This is a genomic window from Alkalithermobacter thermoalcaliphilus JW-YL-7 = DSM 7308, from assembly GCA_001584565.1.
Lineage (GTDB): Bacteria > Bacillota > Clostridia > Peptostreptococcales > Peptostreptococcaceae > Alkalithermobacter > Alkalithermobacter thermoalcaliphilus.
In genome coordinates this window covers 1,068,818-1,090,463 of record LSFY01000001.1, presented here as the reverse complement: position 1 = coordinate 1,090,463, position 21,646 = coordinate 1,068,818, and the positions used below count along the sequence as shown (strand labels likewise).

38 protein-coding genes are annotated in these 21,646 nt (G+C 30.7%); 34 read left to right on the top strand and 4 right to left on the bottom strand.

The window, feature by feature from the left end:
• Positions 1 to 88: 88 nt before the first annotated feature.
• The 4 genes from JWYL7_RS05750 to JWYL7_RS05735 are packed head-to-tail and all read right to left on the bottom strand — an operon-like array spanning position 89 to position 2,708.
• Positions 89 to 550: a hypothetical protein gene (locus JWYL7_RS05750; RefSeq protein WP_066070251.1), complete on the bottom strand. Its 462-nt coding sequence runs from the start codon at positions 548 to 550 to the stop codon at positions 89 to 91.
• 44 nt (positions 551 to 594) lie between these two features.
• On the bottom strand, positions 595 to 1,827 hold the full coding sequence (locus JWYL7_RS05745) for a 3'-5' exonuclease (RefSeq protein WP_066070248.1): 1,233 nt from the start codon (positions 1,825 to 1,827) through the stop codon (positions 595 to 597).
• Positions 1,828 to 1,837: 10 nt separating this feature from the next.
• Positions 1,838 to 2,275 carry an ImmA/IrrE family metallo-endopeptidase gene (locus JWYL7_RS05740; RefSeq protein WP_072280186.1) on the bottom strand — a complete coding sequence of 146 codons (438 nt, stop codon included), beginning with the start codon at positions 2,273 to 2,275 and terminating at the stop codon, positions 1,838 to 1,840.
• 13 nt (positions 2,276 to 2,288) lie between these two features.
• Positions 2,289 to 2,708, bottom strand: coding sequence for a helix-turn-helix domain-containing protein (locus JWYL7_RS05735; RefSeq protein WP_066070244.1), 420 nt, complete (start codon positions 2,706 to 2,708; stop codon positions 2,289 to 2,291).
• Positions 2,709 to 2,872: 164 nt separating this feature from the next.
• Between JWYL7_RS05735 and JWYL7_RS05730 the strand changes: the two genes are divergently transcribed.
• The 34 genes from JWYL7_RS05730 (at position 2,873) to JWYL7_RS05600 (ending at position 21,639) form a co-directional block, all read left to right on the top strand.
• On the top strand, positions 2,873 to 3,106 hold the full coding sequence (locus tag JWYL7_RS05730; protein WP_066070241.1) for a helix-turn-helix transcriptional regulator: 234 nt from the start codon (positions 2,873 to 2,875) through the stop codon (positions 3,104 to 3,106).
• A gap of 57 nt (positions 3,107 to 3,163) precedes the next feature.
• On the top strand, positions 3,164 to 3,304 hold the full coding sequence (locus JWYL7_RS10790; RefSeq protein WP_331721905.1) for a BRO-N domain-containing protein: 141 nt from the start codon (positions 3,164 to 3,166) through the stop codon (positions 3,302 to 3,304).
• 84 nt (positions 3,305 to 3,388) lie between these two features.
• Positions 3,389 to 3,544, top strand: a complete 156-nt coding sequence (locus JWYL7_RS10785; RefSeq protein ID WP_331721906.1) for a phage antirepressor KilAC domain-containing protein — start codon at positions 3,389 to 3,391, stop codon at positions 3,542 to 3,544.
• 11 nt (positions 3,545 to 3,555) lie between these two features.
• Positions 3,556 to 3,717 carry a hypothetical protein gene (locus JWYL7_RS10560; protein ID WP_161937487.1) on the top strand — a complete coding sequence of 54 codons (162 nt, stop codon included), beginning with the start codon at positions 3,556 to 3,558 and terminating at the stop codon, positions 3,715 to 3,717.
• The gene (locus JWYL7_RS10555) at positions 3,692 to 3,853 is read left to right on the top strand and encodes a hypothetical protein (protein ID WP_161937486.1); all 162 of its coding nucleotides are present in this window, start codon (positions 3,692 to 3,694) and stop codon (positions 3,851 to 3,853) included. The genes JWYL7_RS10560 and JWYL7_RS10555 overlap by 26 nt, the downstream gene beginning before the upstream one ends.
• The gene (locus JWYL7_RS10550; protein ID WP_331722114.1) at positions 3,838 to 4,002 is read left to right on the top strand and encodes a hypothetical protein; all 165 of its coding nucleotides are present in this window, start codon (positions 3,838 to 3,840) and stop codon (positions 4,000 to 4,002) included. Before JWYL7_RS10555 ends, JWYL7_RS10550 begins: the two co-directional genes overlap by 16 nt.
• A 20-nt stretch (positions 4,003 to 4,022) precedes the next feature.
• A complete protein-coding gene (gene bet / locus JWYL7_RS05725; RefSeq protein WP_066070238.1) occupies positions 4,023 to 4,829 on the top strand; it encodes a phage recombination protein Bet in 807 nt (268 codons plus the stop codon).
• Between the two features lie 54 nt (positions 4,830 to 4,883).
• The gene (locus JWYL7_RS10625) at positions 4,884 to 5,636 is read left to right on the top strand and encodes a helix-turn-helix domain-containing protein (RefSeq protein ID WP_066070235.1); all 753 of its coding nucleotides are present in this window, start codon (positions 4,884 to 4,886) and stop codon (positions 5,634 to 5,636) included.
• Positions 5,623 to 6,015: a hypothetical protein gene (locus JWYL7_RS05715; protein WP_066070232.1), complete on the top strand. Its 393-nt coding sequence runs from the start codon at positions 5,623 to 5,625 to the stop codon at positions 6,013 to 6,015. Before JWYL7_RS10625 ends, JWYL7_RS05715 begins: the two co-directional genes overlap by 14 nt.
• 14 nt (positions 6,016 to 6,029) lie before the next feature.
• Positions 6,030 to 6,404: a single-stranded DNA-binding protein gene (locus tag JWYL7_RS05710; protein ID WP_066070229.1), complete on the top strand. Its 375-nt coding sequence runs from the start codon at positions 6,030 to 6,032 to the stop codon at positions 6,402 to 6,404.
• Positions 6,405 to 6,417: 13 nt separating this feature from the next.
• The gene (locus JWYL7_RS10545) at positions 6,418 to 6,579 is read left to right on the top strand and encodes a hypothetical protein (protein ID WP_161937484.1); all 162 of its coding nucleotides are present in this window, start codon (positions 6,418 to 6,420) and stop codon (positions 6,577 to 6,579) included.
• Positions 6,545 to 6,895, top strand: a complete 351-nt coding sequence (locus JWYL7_RS05705; protein WP_066070226.1) for a MazG nucleotide pyrophosphohydrolase domain-containing protein — start codon at positions 6,545 to 6,547, stop codon at positions 6,893 to 6,895. The genes JWYL7_RS10545 and JWYL7_RS05705 overlap by 35 nt, the downstream gene beginning before the upstream one ends.
• Positions 6,879 to 7,295: a RusA family crossover junction endodeoxyribonuclease gene (locus JWYL7_RS05700; protein ID WP_066070221.1), complete on the top strand. Its 417-nt coding sequence runs from the start codon at positions 6,879 to 6,881 to the stop codon at positions 7,293 to 7,295. The genes JWYL7_RS05705 and JWYL7_RS05700 overlap by 17 nt, the downstream gene beginning before the upstream one ends.
• 60 nt (positions 7,296 to 7,355) lie before the next feature.
• Positions 7,356 to 7,607, top strand: coding sequence for a hypothetical protein (locus JWYL7_RS05695; RefSeq protein WP_066070216.1), 252 nt, complete (start codon positions 7,356 to 7,358; stop codon positions 7,605 to 7,607).
• On the top strand, positions 7,591 to 8,091 hold the full coding sequence (locus JWYL7_RS05690; RefSeq protein WP_066070213.1) for a DUF5651 domain-containing protein: 501 nt from the start codon (positions 7,591 to 7,593) through the stop codon (positions 8,089 to 8,091). Before JWYL7_RS05695 ends, JWYL7_RS05690 begins: the two co-directional genes overlap by 17 nt.
• Positions 8,092 to 8,104: 13 nt before the next feature.
• The gene (gene thyX, locus JWYL7_RS05685) at positions 8,105 to 8,740 is read left to right on the top strand and encodes an FAD-dependent thymidylate synthase (protein ID WP_066070210.1); all 636 of its coding nucleotides are present in this window, start codon (positions 8,105 to 8,107) and stop codon (positions 8,738 to 8,740) included.
• On the top strand, positions 8,734 to 9,081 hold the full coding sequence (locus tag JWYL7_RS05680; RefSeq protein ID WP_066070207.1) for a hypothetical protein: 348 nt from the start codon (positions 8,734 to 8,736) through the stop codon (positions 9,079 to 9,081). The genes thyX and JWYL7_RS05680 overlap by 7 nt, the downstream gene beginning before the upstream one ends.
• A gap of 11 nt (positions 9,082 to 9,092) precedes the next feature.
• Positions 9,093 to 9,545 (top strand): DUF722 domain-containing protein, encoded by a 453-nt coding sequence (locus JWYL7_RS05675; protein WP_066070206.1) that lies wholly within the window; start codon positions 9,093 to 9,095, stop codon positions 9,543 to 9,545.
• Positions 9,520 to 10,269 carry a hypothetical protein gene (locus JWYL7_RS05670; protein ID WP_066070203.1) on the top strand — a complete coding sequence of 250 codons (750 nt, stop codon included), beginning with the start codon at positions 9,520 to 9,522 and terminating at the stop codon, positions 10,267 to 10,269. Before JWYL7_RS05675 ends, JWYL7_RS05670 begins: the two co-directional genes overlap by 26 nt.
• Positions 10,241 to 10,687 (top strand): hypothetical protein, encoded by a 447-nt coding sequence (locus tag JWYL7_RS05665; RefSeq protein ID WP_066070200.1) that lies wholly within the window; start codon positions 10,241 to 10,243, stop codon positions 10,685 to 10,687. Before JWYL7_RS05670 ends, JWYL7_RS05665 begins: the two co-directional genes overlap by 29 nt.
• On the top strand, positions 10,680 to 11,507 hold the full coding sequence (locus JWYL7_RS05660) for a hypothetical protein (RefSeq protein WP_066070197.1): 828 nt from the start codon (positions 10,680 to 10,682) through the stop codon (positions 11,505 to 11,507). Before JWYL7_RS05665 ends, JWYL7_RS05660 begins: the two co-directional genes overlap by 8 nt.
• Positions 11,504 to 12,280 carry a phosphoadenosine phosphosulfate reductase family protein gene (locus JWYL7_RS05655; protein ID WP_066070195.1) on the top strand — a complete coding sequence of 259 codons (777 nt, stop codon included), beginning with the start codon at positions 11,504 to 11,506 and terminating at the stop codon, positions 12,278 to 12,280. Before JWYL7_RS05660 ends, JWYL7_RS05655 begins: the two co-directional genes overlap by 4 nt.
• A gap of 69 nt (positions 12,281 to 12,349) precedes the next feature.
• Complete coding sequence (locus JWYL7_RS05650; RefSeq protein ID WP_066070192.1) at positions 12,350 to 12,550, top strand: hypothetical protein; 201 nt, start codon at positions 12,350 to 12,352, stop codon at positions 12,548 to 12,550.
• 49 nt (positions 12,551 to 12,599) lie between these two features.
• A complete protein-coding gene (locus JWYL7_RS05645) occupies positions 12,600 to 13,901 on the top strand; it encodes a DUF3440 domain-containing protein (RefSeq protein WP_072280185.1) in 1,302 nt (433 codons plus the stop codon).
• Complete coding sequence (locus JWYL7_RS05640) at positions 13,891 to 14,565, top strand: IbrB-like domain-containing protein (RefSeq protein WP_066070186.1); 675 nt, start codon at positions 13,891 to 13,893, stop codon at positions 14,563 to 14,565. The genes JWYL7_RS05645 and JWYL7_RS05640 overlap by 11 nt, the downstream gene beginning before the upstream one ends.
• Complete coding sequence (locus JWYL7_RS05635) at positions 14,558 to 15,229, top strand: hypothetical protein (protein ID WP_066070183.1); 672 nt, start codon at positions 14,558 to 14,560, stop codon at positions 15,227 to 15,229. The genes JWYL7_RS05640 and JWYL7_RS05635 overlap by 8 nt, the downstream gene beginning before the upstream one ends.
• Before the next feature lie 188 nt (positions 15,230 to 15,417).
• Positions 15,418 to 15,582, top strand: a complete 165-nt coding sequence (locus JWYL7_RS10670; protein ID WP_169794324.1) for a hypothetical protein — start codon at positions 15,418 to 15,420, stop codon at positions 15,580 to 15,582.
• 10 nt (positions 15,583 to 15,592) lie between these two features.
• Positions 15,593 to 15,961 carry an HNH endonuclease gene (locus JWYL7_RS05630; protein ID WP_066070181.1) on the top strand — a complete coding sequence of 123 codons (369 nt, stop codon included), beginning with the start codon at positions 15,593 to 15,595 and terminating at the stop codon, positions 15,959 to 15,961.
• Positions 15,962 to 16,057: 96 nt separating this feature from the next.
• Positions 16,058 to 16,522 (top strand): phage terminase small subunit P27 family, encoded by a 465-nt coding sequence (locus JWYL7_RS05625; RefSeq protein ID WP_066070178.1) that lies wholly within the window; start codon positions 16,058 to 16,060, stop codon positions 16,520 to 16,522.
• The gene (locus tag JWYL7_RS05620) at positions 16,519 to 18,216 is read left to right on the top strand and encodes a terminase large subunit (RefSeq protein WP_066070175.1); all 1,698 of its coding nucleotides are present in this window, start codon (positions 16,519 to 16,521) and stop codon (positions 18,214 to 18,216) included. Before JWYL7_RS05625 ends, JWYL7_RS05620 begins: the two co-directional genes overlap by 4 nt.
• Positions 18,217 to 18,229: 13 nt before the next feature.
• A complete protein-coding gene (locus tag JWYL7_RS05615; protein WP_066070172.1) occupies positions 18,230 to 19,513 on the top strand; it encodes a phage portal protein in 1,284 nt (427 codons plus the stop codon).
• Complete coding sequence (locus tag JWYL7_RS05610) at positions 19,476 to 20,201, top strand: head maturation protease, ClpP-related (protein WP_066070169.1); 726 nt, start codon at positions 19,476 to 19,478, stop codon at positions 20,199 to 20,201. Before JWYL7_RS05615 ends, JWYL7_RS05610 begins: the two co-directional genes overlap by 38 nt.
• The gene (locus JWYL7_RS05605; protein WP_066070166.1) at positions 20,198 to 21,298 is read left to right on the top strand and encodes a phage major capsid protein; all 1,101 of its coding nucleotides are present in this window, start codon (positions 20,198 to 20,200) and stop codon (positions 21,296 to 21,298) included. Before JWYL7_RS05610 ends, JWYL7_RS05605 begins: the two co-directional genes overlap by 4 nt.
• Positions 21,299 to 21,342: 44 nt before the next feature.
• A complete protein-coding gene (locus JWYL7_RS05600) occupies positions 21,343 to 21,639 on the top strand; it encodes a head-tail connector protein (protein ID WP_066070163.1) in 297 nt (98 codons plus the stop codon).
• Positions 21,640 to 21,646: the final 7 nt, after the last annotated feature.

Genomic DNA, 21,646 nt, shown 5'->3' with positions numbered 1-21,646 from the left:
ACACGCTGACCTCCTTAAAGTTACTAGTTCCGAATATATGTTTGGTAATAGTTGGAAATAAACAGAGCAGTTTTTCTGCTCTTTATAATTATATATCTATTTGTTTATGACTACCTTTGAGTATAAATTTATTAACGTACCATGATTTAATATCGTTTACTTTACTTAAAGAACTTATCCCTATATTAATATCATAATAGTCGTATAACTCTCCATAATAGTCTTTATTAGGACCTTTTTCTAAAACATCATTATAAAAATTGACCCACCAGCCAAAACGTCTGATTAAGGTATCCGCAAATTCTTTAGCAGTTTTTTCATTAGTAGAATCACTCAATACTGCAGTAAGAACTATTTTACTCTCTTCTTCTGAAACTTGTATATGGACATCTTTAACATATTCATATTCTTTTAATTCATTTATTGTACTTTCTACAGCTTCATCAAAAATTAATTTAGGTATTTCTTTTTTATTAGATTCGCACCCAACAATTCCAACAAGGATAATTCCACATAGTAATAAAATTAATCTTTTTTTCATTGTTTTCACTTTAATCTCCTCCCAAAATATCTGTTTTGAAGTATAGAAGTTTTTCATTCAACAATTTTATAACTAAATTCTTTATACTCTTTTTCTGCATTTACTAATGATTCAATATCCCACATGTAATCTAATTCAAAGAATTTTATAGCTTCTTCAAATGTTGTTACTTTATAACCTTTATTCCTTAGGGTATCAACACAAGATTTGGTTCTATTTAAATAGTTGAAAATAATTGCAAATTTTACATTTTTACTAGCCGCCTTGTAATGTCTACCGTTATTCTTTTTACAAATCTCAGAAATTTTTTCTTCCAATTTACAAAAGTCTTCGCTTGTTCCAAATTTTTCATTCATTCCTGATTTATGTGTGATAAAACACATATAAATATCTTCATCTATTTGGTCGAAAATAGGAATTTGAGAATTATATTCATTTATTTTCTTTTTCGAATAGTCTAAATATATTTGAGCTGTAACTAATGTATCGTTGTAAGCTCTATGGCTACTTAGATTAATGTTTAGGTGCTCTTTTATTGTAGTTAGCTTATGATTTGTTAGGTTTGGGTATATTTCTCTAGCAATTTTAACTGTGTCTATAAAATTATTTTCTATAGAATCTTCACCAAAGTTATTTAAAACAGCGTATTTTAAAAATCTAGCATCAAAAGGTGCATTATGGGCTACTATAGGCAAATCACCAATGAACTGGAGTAAGCTAGGTAAAACTTCTTTTATCGTTGGTTTGTCATTTACCATATCATCTGTTATTCCATTGATTTTAGTTATTTTTTTCGGTATTGTAATTTCAGGGTTTACAAGAGTAACGAATTCATCAACTAAAGATCTATCTATGTATTTAAGTGCAGCAATTTCTATAATTTTATCAGTATTAGGATCTAGACCAGTTGTTTCAAAATCTAGTACAACAAAATTTTTATATACTTTATCCGAATAAACTGGACTATTAATTTCTTTAGAAATTATGTACCCCTCTTGTATTGCAGGTTCTGTAGTAAAATCTTCTGTTTCTGTATATATTTCTGTATCTTTTTGTATTTCGTTTTTCTCATATACAGTATCAATAGTATTGTTTATTTCTTTTTGATATTTAAATAATTTATTCGCTAATTTAAAACCTATTTTATAAGATACATATAAAAGAATACCTACGATTAAAATACCTATAAAAGGATTTTCAATTATTGGCATAATAAAAATTCCAAGCATCAAAAAAGTAAATAGTGTAAAAAAAATACCTGTTAATATTCTAAAAAAATTCAACATAAATATCCCCCTATTTTTTTGTCTTATATTCCACTAATTCTTTAGGTACATCAAAATATAATGCTATTTGCTCAACAGTCATATTTTTAAAAATATGTTTATCTATCTCGTTTTCATCAATAAGAAGCTCTGCAGCAAATCTATTAGCTTCAATTTCATAACGTCCTCTAGGGAAAAGTGTATATTCATGAAGAAATATTTTTGAATTGCTAGAATGAAACAATGCATGTGCTAATTCGTGTGCAATAACTACTTGTTGCATAGAATATGTAAGATTAGAATTAACGACAATAAACTTTTTCCCTAGAGCTTTTTTAAAAAATCCCATAGTTTTTTCAAAAGGTCTTTTTAAAATGACTATTCCCATCTCCCGAGCTAACTTTTCAGGGTTGCGTGTGTCGTATTTTTGTATTAAATGCTTAACTCTGATACGGATATTCTTGATCATAAGACACCACCCATTATTTCTTTTTCTTTCTCATTGCTTTAGCCATCCAGAAGATTTCATTCATAGTTTCAAGGATAGCTTTTTTATCTTCTTCTGATGCTTCATCATTCATAAAGAAAGCTTCATTAACTGCTTTTATGTAATCAAGGTATTGTTTTTTATCTCTTGCTGTTATTTTGTGAGGATAATCTGGAGTAGGTTCGATATTTGACAATTCTTCTTGTTTTTTTATATCTGATTTTCCAAGCAGATAATCAACAGAAACATTAAAGATATTAGCTAATTTTTGTATAAATTCTATATTAGGAACTCTTAGACCATTTTCATATCTTGATAAAGTGGCTTTAGTAGTATTTGACATATCAGCTAGTTTATCTAATGTTAGGTTTTTCTCTTTCCTTAATTCCTTCATCCTTTCCTGAAAAGTTGCCATATTAACACCTCCTTTACTATATTATAGCTTAGGTTACCAATAATTAAAGACAAGTTACCAAAAACGAAAAATAAATTTTAAAATTCTATTGACATGTTACCAAAAATAAAATATACTACAATTGAGAAAGTTACCAAATGGCAACTTAATAGGAGGTAAATACAATGAAGAAAAAAACGAACTATAAATTAAAAGCTTTACGTGTTGAGCATAGATATAAACAAATTGACTTAGCTAGAAAAATTGGGATGTCAGCGTCTACTTATGTAAAAAAAGAAAATGGCTATTGTGAGTTTACAGCCTCGGAAATGCAAAAAATATGCTCAATATTTAATAAGACAGCAGAAGAAATTTTTTTTACAGACAAAGTTACCGATTGTATGACAGAAACAGTATAAATAGGTAATATAGCTTATGCAAAGAAAACTTAAACATACAAAGGATGGAGGGTTAAAATGAATGATTTAATAATTTTTCAAAACGAAGAATTTGGAAAGATAAGAATGGTTGAAATTGACTGTAAGCCTTATGCAGTAGCGTGTGATGTAGCGAAGGCTCTCGGATATTCAATTCCACACAAGGCTGTAAGGGGATAATTGTAAGGGGGTTCTAACTTGGAACATCCTTACAGAAGGTGGCAAACAAAGTGTTTTAATTATCCCTGAAGGCGACATTATAGCATGGAATTAGGAATGTTTGAAGTAAAAGAAACAACTATAACACACGCAGATGGGCATATAAGTATAAGCAAGGCACCAAAAGTAACAGGTAAAGGACAAATATATTTTATAAATAAGTTTAAATCTCCTGCTTTATCTAAGGCAGCAAGTGAATAAGGGGGATGTGTATGAGAAATGTAGATATAACAATAACGAGAATTTACAACAAAAACGAAGAAAAAATGAAAAAAGCAATAGATATACTTATAAAAGCTGCAATAAACGGCTTGATAGAAACTGGTGAAATAAAGGAAGGTGTAGACTATGGACAAGCATATGAGCGAAGCTAAAGAAGAATTAAAATGGGCAGTCAGAGAATTAAACTACTGGTTATATAACGATCCAAATCCTGATCCAACGCTATACAGATGCATTATAACAGTAGTAAGACAAATGGAAAAAATCTTATTGTGGACGGAGGGTTAAGAAATATGAAATATCTAAAACTAGCTTTTAGTGGAAAAGTGAGGGAGTTAGCTGCATATTTAGAGAATGCAGCTAACAATGAAAAACACTGTAAGGTAGTAACTTACAGTCGAAAGAATAAAAAATCTATTGTAATTATAACGCAATAGGAAAAGGAGGTAAAGAAAAAATGGAAGTTGCAATTTATGAAACCGAACACGGAAAAGTTGAATTAACTCCAGACATTATTAAAAGATATTTAGTATCTGGAGATTCCGAAAGAGTAACAGATCAAGAAGTAATGATGTTTTTAAATATTTGCAAATATCAGAAACTAAATCCTTTTTTAAGAGAAGCATACTTAATAAAGTTTGGTAATTCTCCAGCTAATATTGTAGTTGGTAAAGATACATTTACAAAAAGAGCATATAGAAATCCAAGGTACAACGGAATAAAAGCAGGTATAGTGATACTAAACAGACAAGGAGAATCAATATATCGAGAAGGTAGCTTAAAAGCTCCAGGAGAGCAACTAATAGGTGGCTGGGCAGAAGTATATCTAAAAGACACAGATATACCAGTTAGGGCAGAGGTAAGCATGGAAGAATACGCAAAAAAACAAGCTACGTGGAATACAATGCCTGCAACAATGATACGAAAAGTAGCATTAGTACAAGCATTAAGGGAAGCATTTCCCGAAGATTTGCAAGGCTTGTATGATCAAGCGGAAATGCCAAACGTTCCAGATAAACTTCCAGAAAAAGAAGTAATTCCTGGTGGAGCTACTAAGCAACAAAAAATAGAAATTGTGAAATTAGCAGAATTAAAAGGCTTATATGACAGTGCTATAAAAGATACTAGTAAACTAGAAGAATTTTGCAAAAACAATGGTTATGATCTTAAAAAACTTAAATATGAAGAAGTAGGAGAAGTTATGAAACTTCTATCTGAATATGAACAAGAAGAAGTGATAGAAGCTGAAATAGTTGAGGAATGAAAGGTGAATTAAAAGAAAGGTGGGGGCTGTAAATGAAAAAAATGAGGTGCTGTTATGAGCATTGAAGTAAGACGTGAATGGCACTATACAATAGTTGAAAATCATGTGCTTAAATCAGACATTAGTCCTCATGCAAAGTTACTTTATGTAATTCTTTGTATGTATTCCAACAAGGAAAAAGAATGTTTCCCAAGTTATGAAACATTACTAATCAATACAGGCATAAAATCAAGAGCGACATTAGCAAAAGCAATTAAACAGCTCAAAGACGTTGGGATACTAGAGGTAATAAATAGGCAAAAAGAAAATGCAAGCAATATCTATATTATAAAAGATAACCCAGTTCAAAATTTAAACAAGGCTAGTTCAATAAATGAACTAGGGCTAGTTCAAAATTTAAACAAGGCTAGTTCACCAAATGAACACGAACTAAAAACATACAACAAAAACCAAAAAAAACTAAAACTATATAACAACAAAGAAAGTGTTGTTGATCTAAAAATAAAAAAAGTTAAAGAGATAATAAAAGAAGATCTGACTGATAAAGAAATAAGTTCTATATTAAAAGCAGCAAAAAATGATATAGAGCTTATAAAAGAAAAATATGAAATTGCAAAGAAAAACAATTATAAAAACTTAGTTGCTTTTCTCATAAAAGCAATAAAGGACAATTACGCAGCACCAATTTCAAATAAAGTTACAAAATTTCATAATTTTGAACAGAGAACATCACGATATACTGCTGATGAACTTGAAAGAATAATTCTGGATAATCAAAAAAGGTGGGAGAAGTGTGAGGTTAAGTGAAAAAGAAAAGGAATATATTAAAAAAAATTACAAAAAACTTGGAACTGTGCAAATAGCGAAAGACCTCGGCAGACCTATTAGCACTATCAGCCAATATGCCGGGAAAATAGGAATAAGAGAAAAAAGAGCCTATTACAATTGCGGGGAAGTTAAACCGGATTTAAAAAAAATACCGGTATACAAGCTCGAAAAGGGTAAATGGTATGAAGTTACAAAAATGACAATAGAAGCAAAAGGAAATACAAAACAAAGAGAAGTGAAAAGACTCAAATATATAGACGAAACAAAAAGGTACTATATATTTGAACACGAGTTAGGATTTAAGGAGTGTATTTTAAAAAATACACCCGAAGAGGAATTAAAAATTAAAAAAATATAAAGGAGGTTGAGACAATGAATAATGTTGCTTTAGTTGGAAGATTAACAAAAGATCCGGACCTTAAATACATCCCAGGAGGAACAGCAGTTGCCACTTTTTCTATAGCTGTAAATAGAGAGTTTACAAGCAAAGAAGGAAAAAGAGAAGTTGATTTTATAAATATAGAGGTTTGGAACAAACAAGCAGAAAACTGTGCAAATTATCTATCAAAAGGCAGTTTAGTAAGTGTTCAAGGTGCTTTAAGAGTAGACAGATACGAAACGTCAACAGGAGAAAAAAGAACTATTGCAAAAGTTAAAGCTACTAGAGTTGAATTTTTAGGATCTAAAAAAACAAATGAACTTGAAAGTTTTACAGAGGTTGATTTTGAAGAAACACCGTTCGCATAAAGGAGATGTGAAAATGTTTGATAAATTAATTTTAGATAATCTAGATTATGTAGTTGAAGAATATTTCAAAAGTAGAGATCTAAGAGAAATACTAGCAGAAACAGAAAAATACATCAAAGCACTTGAGGAGGAAATAGCAAATGAAGGAGTTAATAAAAAAATGTCACATGAATAGTGCAAATAAAGGATTTTGGGAAGACGTAAGGGCAATAGAAGTTTTATATCAAAATTGCATCATAGATAAAAAATTCAAAGAAAGTATGATCAATAATGCTATAGCTACAAGATTAGCTTTAATACAAAGTGAAGTATCAGAAGCGTTAGAGGAATTAAGAAAAGGCGATATGGAAAATTTTAAAGAAGAATTAGCAGATATTTGCATTAGGATATTTGATTTAAGTGGCGGACTAAAAATAGATCTAGAAGAAAAAATACTAGAGAAAATGAAAAAAAATGAATCAAGGGGTTACAAGCATGGAAAGAAGTTTTAAGCGTGTCGAATTAGTTATACCTGGAGAACCAGTAGCAAAAGGCAGACCAAGAGTTGGTAAAGGATTTACATATACACCTAAAAAGACCGTTATTTACGAAAATTTCGTCAAGGAATGCTACATTATCACAAACACAAATAAAAAACTCACAGGGGCAATTTTTTGTGAAATAAAGGCATATTTTCAGATACCTAAATCTAAAAGTAAAAAAATAAAAGAAAAAATGAAAGCTGGAGAAGAAAGGCCGACCAAAAAACCAGACCTTGATAATTTGGCAAAATCTATTTTAGATAGCTTAAATCAAATTGCTTATGACGATGACAGTCAAGTTGTCGAGTTAAAGATGAGTAAATTTTATTCAGACAATCCACGTGTCGAAGTTATTTTGCAAGAAATTTAGGGTTTAAAACTTTATTTGAAAATAAAAAAACAAAATAAATTCAAAAAGAGGAGGATCTTATTGAATAGAAAATATAGAAGAATGAGAGACAAAGAATTAAGAAAAAAACTCACACAAGAGCAATATGAAGATTTGAGATCAAAAGCACAAGAAGAACATGCAGAAAGAAAAGCATACGAAATATTTAGCACCTTGTGTGAAAAATTAAGAAAAGTAATGAGAGATAACAAAATTTCAGAACAAAGAATAGAAAAAATATTCACAGATTTTTTAGAAGAAATAAAGGGGGAGAAAAATGAAAAATTATCTTAATAGAGAAGAAGCGAACGATTTTATGTTAACTGGAGTTTTGCTTGATACTGTCTCTAGAATAAGAACAGAGTGGAGTGGAAGAAATTTTATAACTAAAGAAGAACACAAAAATCTAAAACTTGCTGAAACATATTTAACAAAATATTATAAAGCAGTTTTAGAAAGACTTGGAAAGAAAGAAGCTGAAAAGGTATTTAAAAGACTTGGAGATTTTGAACTAAAAATAATGGATAGATATATGCTTAATCGTTTGAGAGGTCAATGGGAGAACGAACTTCAAGTTGCTCACCTTAAACGAGAAGAATTTGAAGATTGGTGCGAACAGATCATGCACATTAAATGTAAAAATTGCTCTTTAGATTACAACAACTGCAATTTGTATGATGTGTTTGAAGAAAATCTAGTACCAGATAGCGGATATAATCTACATAATTGCAGATTTGCATATAAAGAAATGAAAGTTAAGAAAAAGAAGAAAAAATAAGGAGTTGTTGAGTATGAAAATAACATTACTAAACTATACAGGAGTAGAAATTTTAGCAAAAGCCGTTAGTTTGCCATATCAGACAAAAGAGAGTGTTAAAGCAGTAAAGAATGTTTTTAAAATGAATCATAGATCTATCGCAAGACATGGACAAGCAGTATTTGAAATAAAAGATGTAAGCCAAAGCCTTTTAAGACAGATAAGTAGACATCCACACATAAATTTGACTGTAAAATCTACTAGATATTGCAATTTTGAAGATTCAAAACCATATATTCCTTATATTTTAGATGAAAAAGAACAAAAAGAATATGTTGAAGATTACAAAAAAATAATGCGAATATACAAAAAGTGGAAAGAAAAAGAAGGGGATAAAAAAGAGGTAGACGTAGCTAAACAATTCCTACCACTTGCATCTACTACAGATTTAATTCTAAGTGGCAATTATCAAGCTCTTTATGAGTTTTGCCAGCTTAGAAATTGTGTAAGAGCTGAAATGGAAATAAGAAAGCTATCGAATGAAATGACAAGATTATTAAAACTAACCGTTCCAGCTATATTTGAAGATCTTGGTTGTAGAGGTGACGAATATAAAATATGTCCTGAAAGGCATGGAAATTGCGGAAAATATGAGGTGAAAAAATGGTAACACCTTCACAAATGCAAGAAAAATTATTAAATTTACTAAATAATCTAGCAACAGCAAATGAAGAATATTTAAGCAAATACATAGAGTACATAAACAGCTACAATAAAAATAAAGTTGAATATTCAAAAGCTTTCTTAGAAAACAAAATAAAACTTGGAAAAGCTACAGTAGCAGAAATAGAAGCAAAAACAATACTAGACACGCAAAAATATAAATTAGACGCAGACATAAAAGAAGCACACTACAAAGCACATAAAGAGAAATTAGAAGCTATAAAAACAGAAATAGACACTATAAGAAGCCTATTGAGCTTCAGTAAAAGCGAAATAGAAAGGAGTTAGAATAAAGATTAATGAAGATTATAGATATTCTTAAAGAATATATCATAATAGAAACAAGGATAAAAGACCTCCAGTTCAAGCTCAAGGAGCTGGATGAGTATGAAAACCTAGGAGTAAGTGCAATAGATTACTCAAAACATAAAAGTGCAACATATAAATTTAGCAGTATAGTAGAAGATCAAGCAATTAGCATAGCAGAAAAGAAAGCACTAATGAACGCAGAAATAATACATCTTGAAACTTTAAAGAAAAGAATAGACAACGCCGTAAATTCTTTAACAGAAGAAGAAGCAGCTGTTGTAAGAAAAAAATTCATTGAAGGCAACAAATGGTACAAAGTTGCAATAGAAATATACAAAAGTGAAAGATGTTCAAAACAGATAGGTCAACGAGCACTGGAAAAATTAGAAAAAATATTATTTGGAAGTGAGGTGAAATATGGTAAATACAGAAATAATCTATAAAGCTTTCAATAAACCTGATTTAGAAGCATTGCAAATAGTTCAAATAGAAGGACACTGTAAAATATGTGGAAAAAAAATAACAGAAGGAGTAAAAGAAAAAAATGTATTATCTGCGAATTTTACAAATTGGAGCGAATTGAAAAGAATTGATAGCAATTATATATGTAAAGCTTGCACATTTTGCATGAAGAATGCAGATTTAAGAAAGAACAGTTTTGTAGCAGATTCAAAACATTTATATCTACTAAAAAAGAATGATTTGGAGGAATATCTGTTTAATCTCGAAAAATATATTGAAGCTGAATTTGTGGTAGGAATTACGCGAAGTTTCAAGAAACATAACAGTTTCAGATGCATTGTTAATTCGAATCCAAAACGATTTTACATAAGAGAAGAAGACAGAGAATATCTATTTGACGCAGAAAAGCTCAAAACAATATATGAAATGCTGAACGAAGCGTATCTACAATTTTCAAAAGAAGAGCTGCTTTCAGGACAGTACAAGATGATTTCAATAGAGCAATTTGGTTTAGAGAAGTTTCAGCAATATGAAGAAGTATTCAAACAATACAGAGGTTCAGCACAATTTGAATTGCTTGTATATATGATGAATTCAGAAAAACGAAACGAATATATACAAGCAAAAATAAAGACAGAAAAAGAAATTAAAAAAAAGAAAAAAGGAGAGAAAAGTAATGTTAAAAATCACAAGAGAAAATACTAGATATGCAGCTATCGCTACTATAACAAATCTTTGGAGTTGTATGGATTGGGATAAAATAGATAGCAGGAGAGTTGCAGGAATATGGGATGAAGTTACATCAAAGGTTAAGGCTGCTGCAACGACAACAAACAACTATGAAAAATTTGTGGAAAAGTTAGCAAGGAAGATTGATGTCAGAAGTCTCAAATGTAGAGAGATAAATGACATAATCAATGAAACAGAGGAATTCAAGAAAGCAGTTTTAAAAATGATTAGAGAGGAGACTTTAGGTATAATGCTTGAAGTCAGACTAAACAGACAAATACAAAGAGAAATAAGAGAGCATGAACAAGAGAGACAAAAGGAAGAAAAAGAGCTTAAAGAAAAACTGAATAAACAAGTAGGTTTCACAGAGAAGGGAGCGATTATAAATGAATAAGAATGTAAAAACAAATATAAGAATGAGGTTGTTAAGTCCTTTATCTCATTTTGGAGATGAGAGAATGGGAACGATGCAGATCATGAGGACGATGAAGATATTCTATAATGATGAAATGATAGATGTGCCTGTGTTTTCAGGAAATGCATTGAGAGGAGAATTAAGAAGAATAGCAATGAAAGACTATTTAGAAAGAATAGGTATTGCTGAAGAAGGAATATCAGCGAAATTATATTATATGCTTTTTACTGGAGGAGCATTAACAAGCGGTACAAGGTACAACGAAATAGGAGAAAAAAGAAGAATGAGAGAAATGTGCCCACCACTTAGTTTGTTTGGAACAGCCATAGGAGACCAAATACCAGAAGGGAAAATGAAGGTAGGCATATCATATCCTATATGCCAAGAAACAGCGGATTATACAGGTATAGAAAGCAATTTATCATTCTACGATATGCTTGAAGATGTATTCTACACAAGAAGAGATGATTTAAAATCAAAGGAATACAACATTACAGAAGAGGAAAAACACGAAAATCCAATACAAATGAAATATGAAATGCAATGTTTGAGTGCTGGAACAGAACTATATACTGAGATAGTATTAGAAAATGCAACAGAGGCAGAAGAAGCTTGTTTAAATGCTATATTAGAAAAGTTCAAAGAAATGCCATACATAGGTGGGAAAAGTGCAGCAGGACATGGAAAGGTAGATATAAAATATGATGCGCTTACAAATTCTGATATATATTATGATTATTTAGAACAAAGAAAAGAGGAAATGAGAAATTGGATCAGAGAGGTTGAACAGAAAATATGAGTTTATTAGAAAAATTAAAGCCTTCATATATAGCATATTCAGAAACAAAAACGCATAAACAAAGAGTACAAAAAGCGAAAGACTTAATACAAAAGATCCTTCAAAAACATAAAAAACCTTATGTAGCATTTAGTGGAGGAAAAGATAGTTTATGTCTATTGCATTTAGTTTATAAACAAAATCCAAATATAGATGTAATGTTCCATGATAGCGGAGTAGAACTACCTGAAAGTTATATACAAATACAAAAAATAAAAGAGACATGGGGAATAAATTTACATGTTATAAAAAGTCCCGTTAATACATTAGATGTGTATAAAAGAAAAAAGGGAATATTTATAGGAGCAGCAGAAGATATAGCGTTCAATGAAGTAATGGGAATGCCAATTAAAAAATGGTCAAAAAATAACGGAAATGACTTAGCTTTTATCGGGTTAAGAAAAGAAGAAAGTAAAAAAAGACGAATTATGCTTTGTAAAAATGGGAAATACTTCTACTGTAAATCATTTGATATATATGAGTGTTTCCCATTAGCTGATTGGAAAAAAGAAGATGTTTGGGCGTATATATTTTCTAATTATCCACTCGAAAATTTAATTCACCCAGCTTATTTTAAAGATAGATTAGTAAAAGATCCTGGAGATATAAGAGTTTCTTGGTATTGTGATCCTACAGCTGCTAGATTTGGATACTTTTTGTGGATTAAAATATATTATCCGGATCTATATAACCAATTAACACATATATTTCCAGAAATCAAAACATTTACATAATTTTTTTTTAGAGAAATATTGATAACAATGCTAACAATGTGATATAATAAATAGTGGAGGTGAAAAAAGATGAAAAAACAATTCAATACAAGAATAGACAACGAAACAGCAAAGTTAATACAACTTTACTATTCTTGCATGGAAGCGAAAACAAATATGAAAATAAATAAAGGTGATATAAACAGACAAATAATTAACGTTGGCATAAAAACGTTAATTAAACAAAATGGTGGGCTTGAGAAAGTCAAAAAGGAGGTTGAGTTAAAATAAATTCACATAATATAAACTAAATAAAATGAAAACAGGTGGAGGTGAAAAAATGAAAAAGTATACGGAAAAAAATGTATTAGATGCAGCGTTTGAAAGAATAGAGTTTGCATTTAATGAATTTGATAATATATATTTTAGTATAAGCGGAGGTAAAGACAGCTCTGTAATGCTACAATTAGCTGCCGTTGTAGCAAGAAAAATGAATAAGAAGTTTGATGTTTTATATATAGACTTAGAAGCACAGTATAAAGCAACAATTGAACATATAGAAGAACTAATAAAAGAAACTGAAGATGTAGTAAAAAATTTTTATTGGGTTTGCCTTCCAATTTCTCTTAGAAATGCAGTTTCGATTATACAGCCTAAGTGGATATACTGGGATAAAAACGATAAAGACAAGTGGGTAAGGGATATGCCAAAATATGACTATGTTATCAATGAAGATAATTGTCCGTGGGAATGGTTTGTAGAAGGTATGGAATTTGAGGATTTTATTATATATTTTGCCGAATGGTACCAAAAAGAACATAGCGGTTTAACAGGTGCAGGCATAGGGATAAGGTCTGATGAAAGTCTTAATAGATTTAGAACAATTGTATCTGATAAAAAAGTAAAATATAAAAACAAAAATTGGACTACACAAATAAAAATAGGTAAAGACAAATTCTTAGATGTATTCAATTTTTATCCAATATACGATTGGAGAACCGAAGATATTTGGGGAGCTGTTAGCAAATTAGATTTAAAATTCAATCAAATCTATGAGCTTATGTATAAAAACGGTCTCACGATATACGAGCAAAGATTATGCCAGCCATACGGTGATGATCAAAGAAATGGATTAGACCAGTTTCGGGCACTAGAGCCCGAAACTTGGGAAAGAGTTGTTAATAGAGTGCATGGAGTTAATTTTGGAAACATATATTGCAGAACATCACTTTTAGGGAACATCAAAACTGAAAAACCGGATTTAATGACGTGGCAACAATACACTGTTTTTTTACTTGAAACAATAGGATTATATTCTCCGGAATTGAGAGATCATTATTACAGAAAAATTAAAACTTTTCTAAAATGGTATGAAGAAAAAGAAGGCATTCTATTACAAAACATACCAGACGAAGCCGACTTAAAATTAGAAAGTAGCAAAAAGGTGGCTTCTTGGAGAAGAATTGCAAGAGCTATAGAAAGAAATGATTTTTGGATGAAAAGACTTAGTTTTGGTCAAACAAAATCAGATATAGAAACATTATACAGATTAAAAGAAAAATATGCAAACTTAATAAAATCAGAAAACACAAACGACAAACATCTTAAAAAAATAGCGGAGGAGTGGGAAAATGAACACTAGAATAGCGGAATTGATATTAGAACTCAAAAAAGAAATTGAAAAAATTAAAAATTTAGATGAAAAAGTAAAAATGATCAATCTTATAAAAATTAACATAGGACACATATCTCCGTTCGAAGAACCCGTCGATGTAGTGAAATGGGTAAAAGCAGAAGAAGTTCAAGCAAATGCTTACAATCCAAATAAAGTAGCAAGTCCCGAAATGCAACTATTGCATACATCAATTAAACTAGACGGTTATACACAGCCGATAGTAGCGTATAGATTACCTGACGGTAAATATGAGGTTGTAGATGGGTTTCACAGAAGTAGAGTAGGAAAAGAATATGAAGATATAAAGAAAAGGTTAAAAGGATATTTGCCACTAGTTGTAATAGATAAACCTATAGATGAAAGAATGGGCAGTACAATAAGACATAATAGCGCGAGAGGTACACATCAAATAAGAAGCATGAGTGACATAATAATAGAACTAACGAAAGAAGGTTGGAAAGATGAAGAGATATGCGAAAAATTAGGAATGGAATTAGATGAAGTAATCAGACTAAAACAAATTAGTGGGCTTAAAGAAGCATTTGCTAATCATGAATTCAGCAAAAGTTGGGAAGAATTTAAAAAAAAACATTGCGAACAGAAAGAAGAAGAAGGTGAAAAGTGTGTTTAAAAATCTAAAAATAACATTCAAAATGTCAACACCGATAGCAACAATAGGATATATCTACTTAGATTCAATATTATCGGCAGCTAAAGCAAAAGAGATTTTAAAAGATGAATTCTATAATAATAAAATAGCTGGAACGAAAGAAATGATAGATGAAATGTTATCTAAGATATTAGACAAAAAATATGATGTATATTGCGCAAGTGTAGGAATAGGAGAAAATAGAGAATTTGTAACAAGCTGGACGAAAAAATGGCATGATAAAAATGATGATATAGTAAAGATTGAAGGGAAAAAGCAAAGAGTAGATATTGGAGCAGGACATTTCAAAAATTACCATATGCCAATTATACTTAAAAGTTACAAAGAAGTAATATTTTACGCAAGAGGTGATAAGGAAGAAATAGAAAGACTATTAAAGAACAATATATTTTATGTAGGGAAAAAAGGAAGCCAGGGATATGGAAGGATAAGAGAAATTATAGTTGAAGAGATAGAGCAGGATTGGAGTATATTAAAAGAAGGCAAGTTGATACGACCAATACCAGCTAAGTATTGCAAAGAACTTAATTTAGAAGGGTTTGATTTTCAAAGACTTCCAATTATTCCGCCTTATTGGCGCAAAGATCATAATGAACTTTGTGTAATGCCTGGAGAATTGCACTAAAAATGCACGAAAAATACACTTTTTAAACTTGTATATATTGTATAATATTAATAGAGATTTTCTCCCCTATTTCATTTAGAGCTTTTCTAGCTCTTATTTTTTTTCTTGAAATTTGATTTCCCCCTTGAAGCACTTAATAACATTTACTGTTATTAAGTGCTTATTTTTTACAGAAAGGAGCGGGAGATGTGAAAATAGGAGAATATATCAAGCAAAAACAAAATAAAGAATACAAGAAGTTGATCAAAAAAAGAGAAGAAAAACTTTCGTTTAGCGAAATAGAAGAACTGATGGGAGTACATACACATATTTACAAAAGAGGTAAAGGCGGAGCAAAAAAGCAGATAAGATAAGGTGAAACTTATGTTAAAAAAAACTTGTAAATGCGGAACGATAATATCTTACGAAAAACAACATTGCAACAAGTGCTTGGCAGAAATAGAGAAAAAAAGAAAAGAACATCAAAAGAAGTACGATCAAGAAATCAGATATAAAAGAGACAAGAAATATCACGTCTTTTATAAAAGTGATGAATGGAAAAGGGTTAAAACATTAGCTTTAGTTAGAGACAAAGGCTTGTGTCAATGGTGTTTGAAAGAAGGAAGGGTAAGATCAGCTGACGTAGTGCACCACATCCAAGAGATTAAAAAGATGTGGGAGAAAAGATTGAGTTTAGATAATTTAGTGAGTTTGTGTCATGAGTGTCATAATAGGCATCATAACAAAAGGTAAGGGGTGTTCTAAAAATTTTTGCTGTATTTCTCAGAACCGCGTGACCACCTTCGCTCAAAAAAAAACTGTAAAATGGAATTTTTAGGAGGTGAGATTATGGCAAGACCTTGCAAAAGTGCAAAAGTTATAGATAAATACAGTCAAACTAAGTTCGAGATTCAAGCAAGGATAGAAGCAGAGGAAAAGCTAAGGGGCACAGCTGATAAAATAATCCCTCCTAAACACTTAAACAGTAATCAGAAAAAAATATTTAAGAAAATAGTAGAAATGTTGAAAGCAAGTGAAATACTAGGAAATCCAGATGTATATATTCTAGCTCAAACAGCTATAGCTATAGACAGATTGCAAGAAATAGAAAAATTTATAAACGAAGATACAACTAGAATGTTTGATAAAAATGTAATGTCAGCCAAGGATAAATATACAAAAGACTTTTTCAGATGTTGTAATGAATTAAGCTTATCACCGCAAAGTAGAGCTAAGCTTGGAAATATAAATTTACAAGCAAAACAACAGCAAGAAGATCCACTACTTAAAGTATTGCGTGGTGGAGCTGAATGATGTTACTTGAAAAAGCTCAAAGATATGCTATAGATGTTGTGAGTGGCAAAGAAATCACTACAAAAGAAGTAAAAAAGCAATGTGAGTGCTTTCTTGAGGACTTAGAAAAACAGAAGAATGAAGATTTTCCTTACTACTTTGATGAAGGGGAAATATTTAAGATAGAAGGTATATTAAGACTTTTAAATTTTGCGACTGGATTAGGAGTAGTAGGGAAACCAATATTAGAAGGCTTATGGGATTTTCAAGCCTTTTTTTTATGCAATATTTTCGGCTGGAGATTTAAAAGTGATAAGAAAAAATATAGATACAGAGATGTAACATTATTTATTCCGAGAAAAAATGCAAAGACATTTATATGTGCGTTAATTATTATAATTCTTATGCTAACCGAAGATAATTATTCTGAATTTTATTCGATATGTCTTGATAGAGAGCTTGCAGGAGAAGTTAAAAAGGCAATGATACAGATTATACAAGCAAGTCCAGCAATAGAAAAGTATTTTAAAATCTCTAATACACTAAGCGGGAAAATAGTATGTAAACTTACAAATAGTTTCTATCAAGCAAGAACAGCAGAAGCAAGTAGAAATAATGCAATTAGACCATCTGCATTTATAGCTGATGAGGTTGGAGCATTTAGAGATTACTCAAATATAAATGCTATGAAGTCAGGACAATTGTCAGTAAAAAATCCTTTAAGGTTTAAATTGACAACAGCTTATGCTATTAAAGACAGTATAATGCTTGAGGAATTAGACTACATTAAGAAGGTTTATAGTGGCGTTATAGATGATGATAGAATGTTTGCATTACTTTATTTTGCAGAAGAAGAGCACTTATGGGACGATATAGGGCTATATCAAGCTAATCCTTTGAGAATAGAGGAAAACTACAACGAAATAATAGATAACAGAAAAGCTGCACTTGAAAAACCTTCTGAAAGAGTTGAGTTTCTTACAAAACATATGAATGTATTTGTTGATAGCACACATGAAAAAAAATATATTGACTTTTTATATTGGAAAAAATGTGAGGTTGAGAGTATAGACCTTGAAGGAAAAGAGGTTGTAGTTGGAGTTGACTTATCTTTAACTACAGACCTTACAGCAGTTTCAATAATGTATAAAGAAAATGGAATATATTATTTAATATCTCACGGTTTTTTACCAGACGGCAGTTTAGCAAATAGACGTGAAAAATTTGATTATAGAGAAGCAGCAAGGCAAGGATACTGCACAATAACAAAAGGAATGATAGTGAATTACACACAAGTTGAGGAATACATCAGAAACATAGAAAACAAATACAATTGCAAAATAAAATGCATTGTATCAGATCCATACAATGCTATGCAGATGATGGAAAGTCTATCAAATGATTATGAAGTAATTTTGTTAAAACAAACATATAGCAACCTATCTCCACCCATAAAACAGTTTAGAGACGATGTCTACACAGGTAAAATCAAATATGCTAAAAACAAACTTTTAGACTGGTGTATGAGCAACACAACAACGATTAAAGGAAGAACAACAGATGATATTCTCTTAGCGAAAGAGAATCAGAACAAAACGAGAATAGACTTAGTAGTTGCAAGCATATTCAGTTACACTCAACTATATCTAAAGAATGATAGTGTAGATATAAATAAATATGCAGACATTGAGTTTTTAACTCAATTATGGAGTTAAAGGAGGTGAAAGTATGGAGTTTTGGAACAGATTTAAAAACTTGTTTAAAACTAAGAACGAAGTAGTAAACATTGACAATCCTGCGCTTTTAGAATGGCTAGGAATAGAAACAAACGATTTAAAAGGTAAAAATGCATTAAAGCAGGCTACAGTTTATGCTTGTGTTAAAATTTTAAGCGATTCTATAGCAAAACTACCTTTAAAAGTTTATCAAGAAAATGAAGGAATAAGAAAAGCAAAAGATCATTATATATATCCTTTACTTAAACTTCGACCAAATCCTTATATGAGTGCTATAGACTTTTGGAAATGTGTCGAAACACAAAGGAATATATATGGAAATGCTTATGTTTGGGTAGAATACGCTAAACGTGGTAAAAACGCAGGGAAAATAATAGGGTTATATCCTATAGATACAACAAAAGTTCAAATGTATGTTGATGAAAAAGGCGTAATAAATAGTCAGAATAAGATTTATTATGTTGTAACAGATAATTTAGGCAATCAATATAAAGTTATGCCTGATGAAATGCTGCATTTCAAAGGATTTACCTATGATGGAATAGTAGGTATAAGTCCTATCGAATATCTAAAAATGCTTATTGAAAATGCAGGTAGTTCAACAGAGTTTTTAAACAACTCATTCAAAAATGGTATGCAAGTAAAAGGTATAGTCCACTACATTGGAGACTTAAATCTAGAAGCTGAAAGAAAGTTTAGAGAGAAATTTGAACAAATGGCAAATGGACTTAAAAACGCAAATAAAGTTGCACTATTACCTATAGGTTATAGGTTTGAACCTATTAGCTTGACTATGGCTGATGCTCAATTCATTGAAAATACACAATTGACAATCAAACAGATAGCAACAGCATTTGGAATAAAAAATCATCAGCTAAATGACCTTGATAGAGCAACACACACAAACATAGTTGAGCAACAAAGAGAATTCTATGTTGATACCTTGCTCCCAATTTTAACAATGTACGAGCAAGAACTCACATATAAACTATTCCTTCAAAGAGAAATAGAGCAAGGATACTACGTAAAATTCAACGTAGACGCAATACTAAGAAGCGACATTAAGACAAGATATGAAGCATACAGAGTAGGTATACAAAGTGGTTTTATTACTCCAAATGAAGCTAGAGCAATGGAAGAAAAAGAACCGTTTGAAGGTGGCGACAAATTGCTTGTAAATGGAAATATGATACCTGTAGAAATGGCAGGAGAGCAATATAAGAAAGGGGGTGGAAAAGATGAAAAATTTTTGGAATCTGAACAAAGTTCAGAATAATGAAGGTGAACTTTTTATTTATGGGCCAATATCAGATGAAAGCTGGTGGGGTGACGAAGTAATTCCAAAGCAATTTAAAGATGAGTTGGACTCTTTAGGAGAAATTGACGTTCTGAATATCTACATCAACAGTCCAGGTGGAGATGTTTTTGCAGGTCAAACAATTTACTCAATATTAAAAAGGCACAAATCTAAGAAAGTAGTACACGTAGATGGATTAGCGGCAAGCATAGCTTCAATAATAGCAATGGCTGGAGATACAGTTATAATGCCACAAAATGCAATGATGATGATACACAACCCTTGGACTGTTGCCATGGGCAATGCAAATGATTTTAGAAAACTTGCAGATGACTTAGATAAGATAAGAGAAAGTCTTATAGCAGCATATCAAGGAAAATCTAATCTTGACAGAGAAAAATTAATTGAGCTTATGAATGCTGAAACGTGGCTAACAGCAGAAGAAGCTCTAAATTACGGTTTAATTGATGAGGTTGAAGAAAAGAAGGAAATAGCTGCAAGTATCGATAAGAATTTTACAAAGATGTATAAAAATATACCTAGAAATTTAATAAAAGAAGAAAAAACAGAACAAAAACAAGACTTAGCAATAGTTGATAAAGAAAATCTAAAAAATGAATTATCTAAGTCTATTTTATTTTTAGAAACAAGGAGGAATGAAAAATGACTAAAGAATTAAGAGAGGTATATGCAAAACTTGAAGAAACACAAACGCAAGCAAAAGCTTTGTTAGAAAAAGAAAATGTTACATCAGATGAAATTAACGCAAAAACAGAAGAAATTAAGGCTTTAAAAGCTAAAATAACCGCATTAGAAGAAATGGAAAATCAAATGAAAGAAGATACTGGAGGTGTAATTCCTATGAATCAAATAACAGAAGTAAAAGATCATGTTAAGGAATTTATTAATGCAGCAAGAAACAGATTTAGAAATGCAATGAGTGTAGGAAGTAATCAAGACGGAGGTTATACAGTTCCGGAAGACATCCAAACTAAAGTAAATGAGTTTAGAACATCAAAAGATGCATTACAAAACTTAATTACAGTCGAAAAAGTAACAGCGCCGACTGGCGAAAGAACATTCAAAACTAGAGCACAACAAACAGGATTTGTTGAAGTGTCAGAAGGTGGAGATATTCCTGAAAAGACAACACCTCAGTTTACAAGATTACCGTATGCTGTTAAAAAATACGCAGGTTTCATGAAAGTGACAAATGAATTACTGAAAGATAGCGACGAAGCTATACAAAACTTATTAGTGAGATGGATAGGAGACGAATCAAGAGTTACAAGGAATAAACTTATATTAGCTGCACTTGGAACTAAATCAAAAACAGCTATTGCTAGTACAGACGATATAAAAGATATTCTTAATGTTCAACTTGATCCAGCGTTTAGATATACATCATTAATCGTTACAAACCAAGACGGATTTAACTGGTTAGATAAATTAAAAGATGAAGATGGAAATTATTTATTACAACCTTCAGTATCAGCACCAACTGGAAAACAATTATTTGGAGTTCCAGTTGTAATGGTTTCAAATAAAGATTTACCAACGAATGAAGGTAAAGCACCTATGATTATAGGAGACTTAAAAGAAGCCGTAGTAATGTTTGAAAGAGAAGGAATAACAATAGCTGCATCTGACGTAGCAGGTGATGCATACTTAACAGATATTACCCTATTCAGAGCAATAGAAAGAGAAGATGTTAAAATCAAAGACGCAGAAGCATATGTATACGGAGAGATTGCATTATCTTAATAGGTGGATTATCCCACCTATTATTTTTAAGGTGGTGAATAATTGTGATATTAACAGTTGATGAAGTTAAAGATTTTCTTAAAATAGATCATGAATATGACAATCAGTTAATTTACAGCTTAATAATAGCAGCAGAAAATTATATAAAAAATGCAACAGGCATAGAATTTGATGATTCTAATGAGCTTGCAAAACTTGCAGTAAAAATATTAGTTTCACATTGGTATGAAAATAGAGAAATAAACACAGATAAATCAAGCAAATTATCATTTAGCATAGATGCTATATTAACACAACTCAAATATTGCTACGAAAGCAATATAAAAATAGAGGATGATTAACATGTTT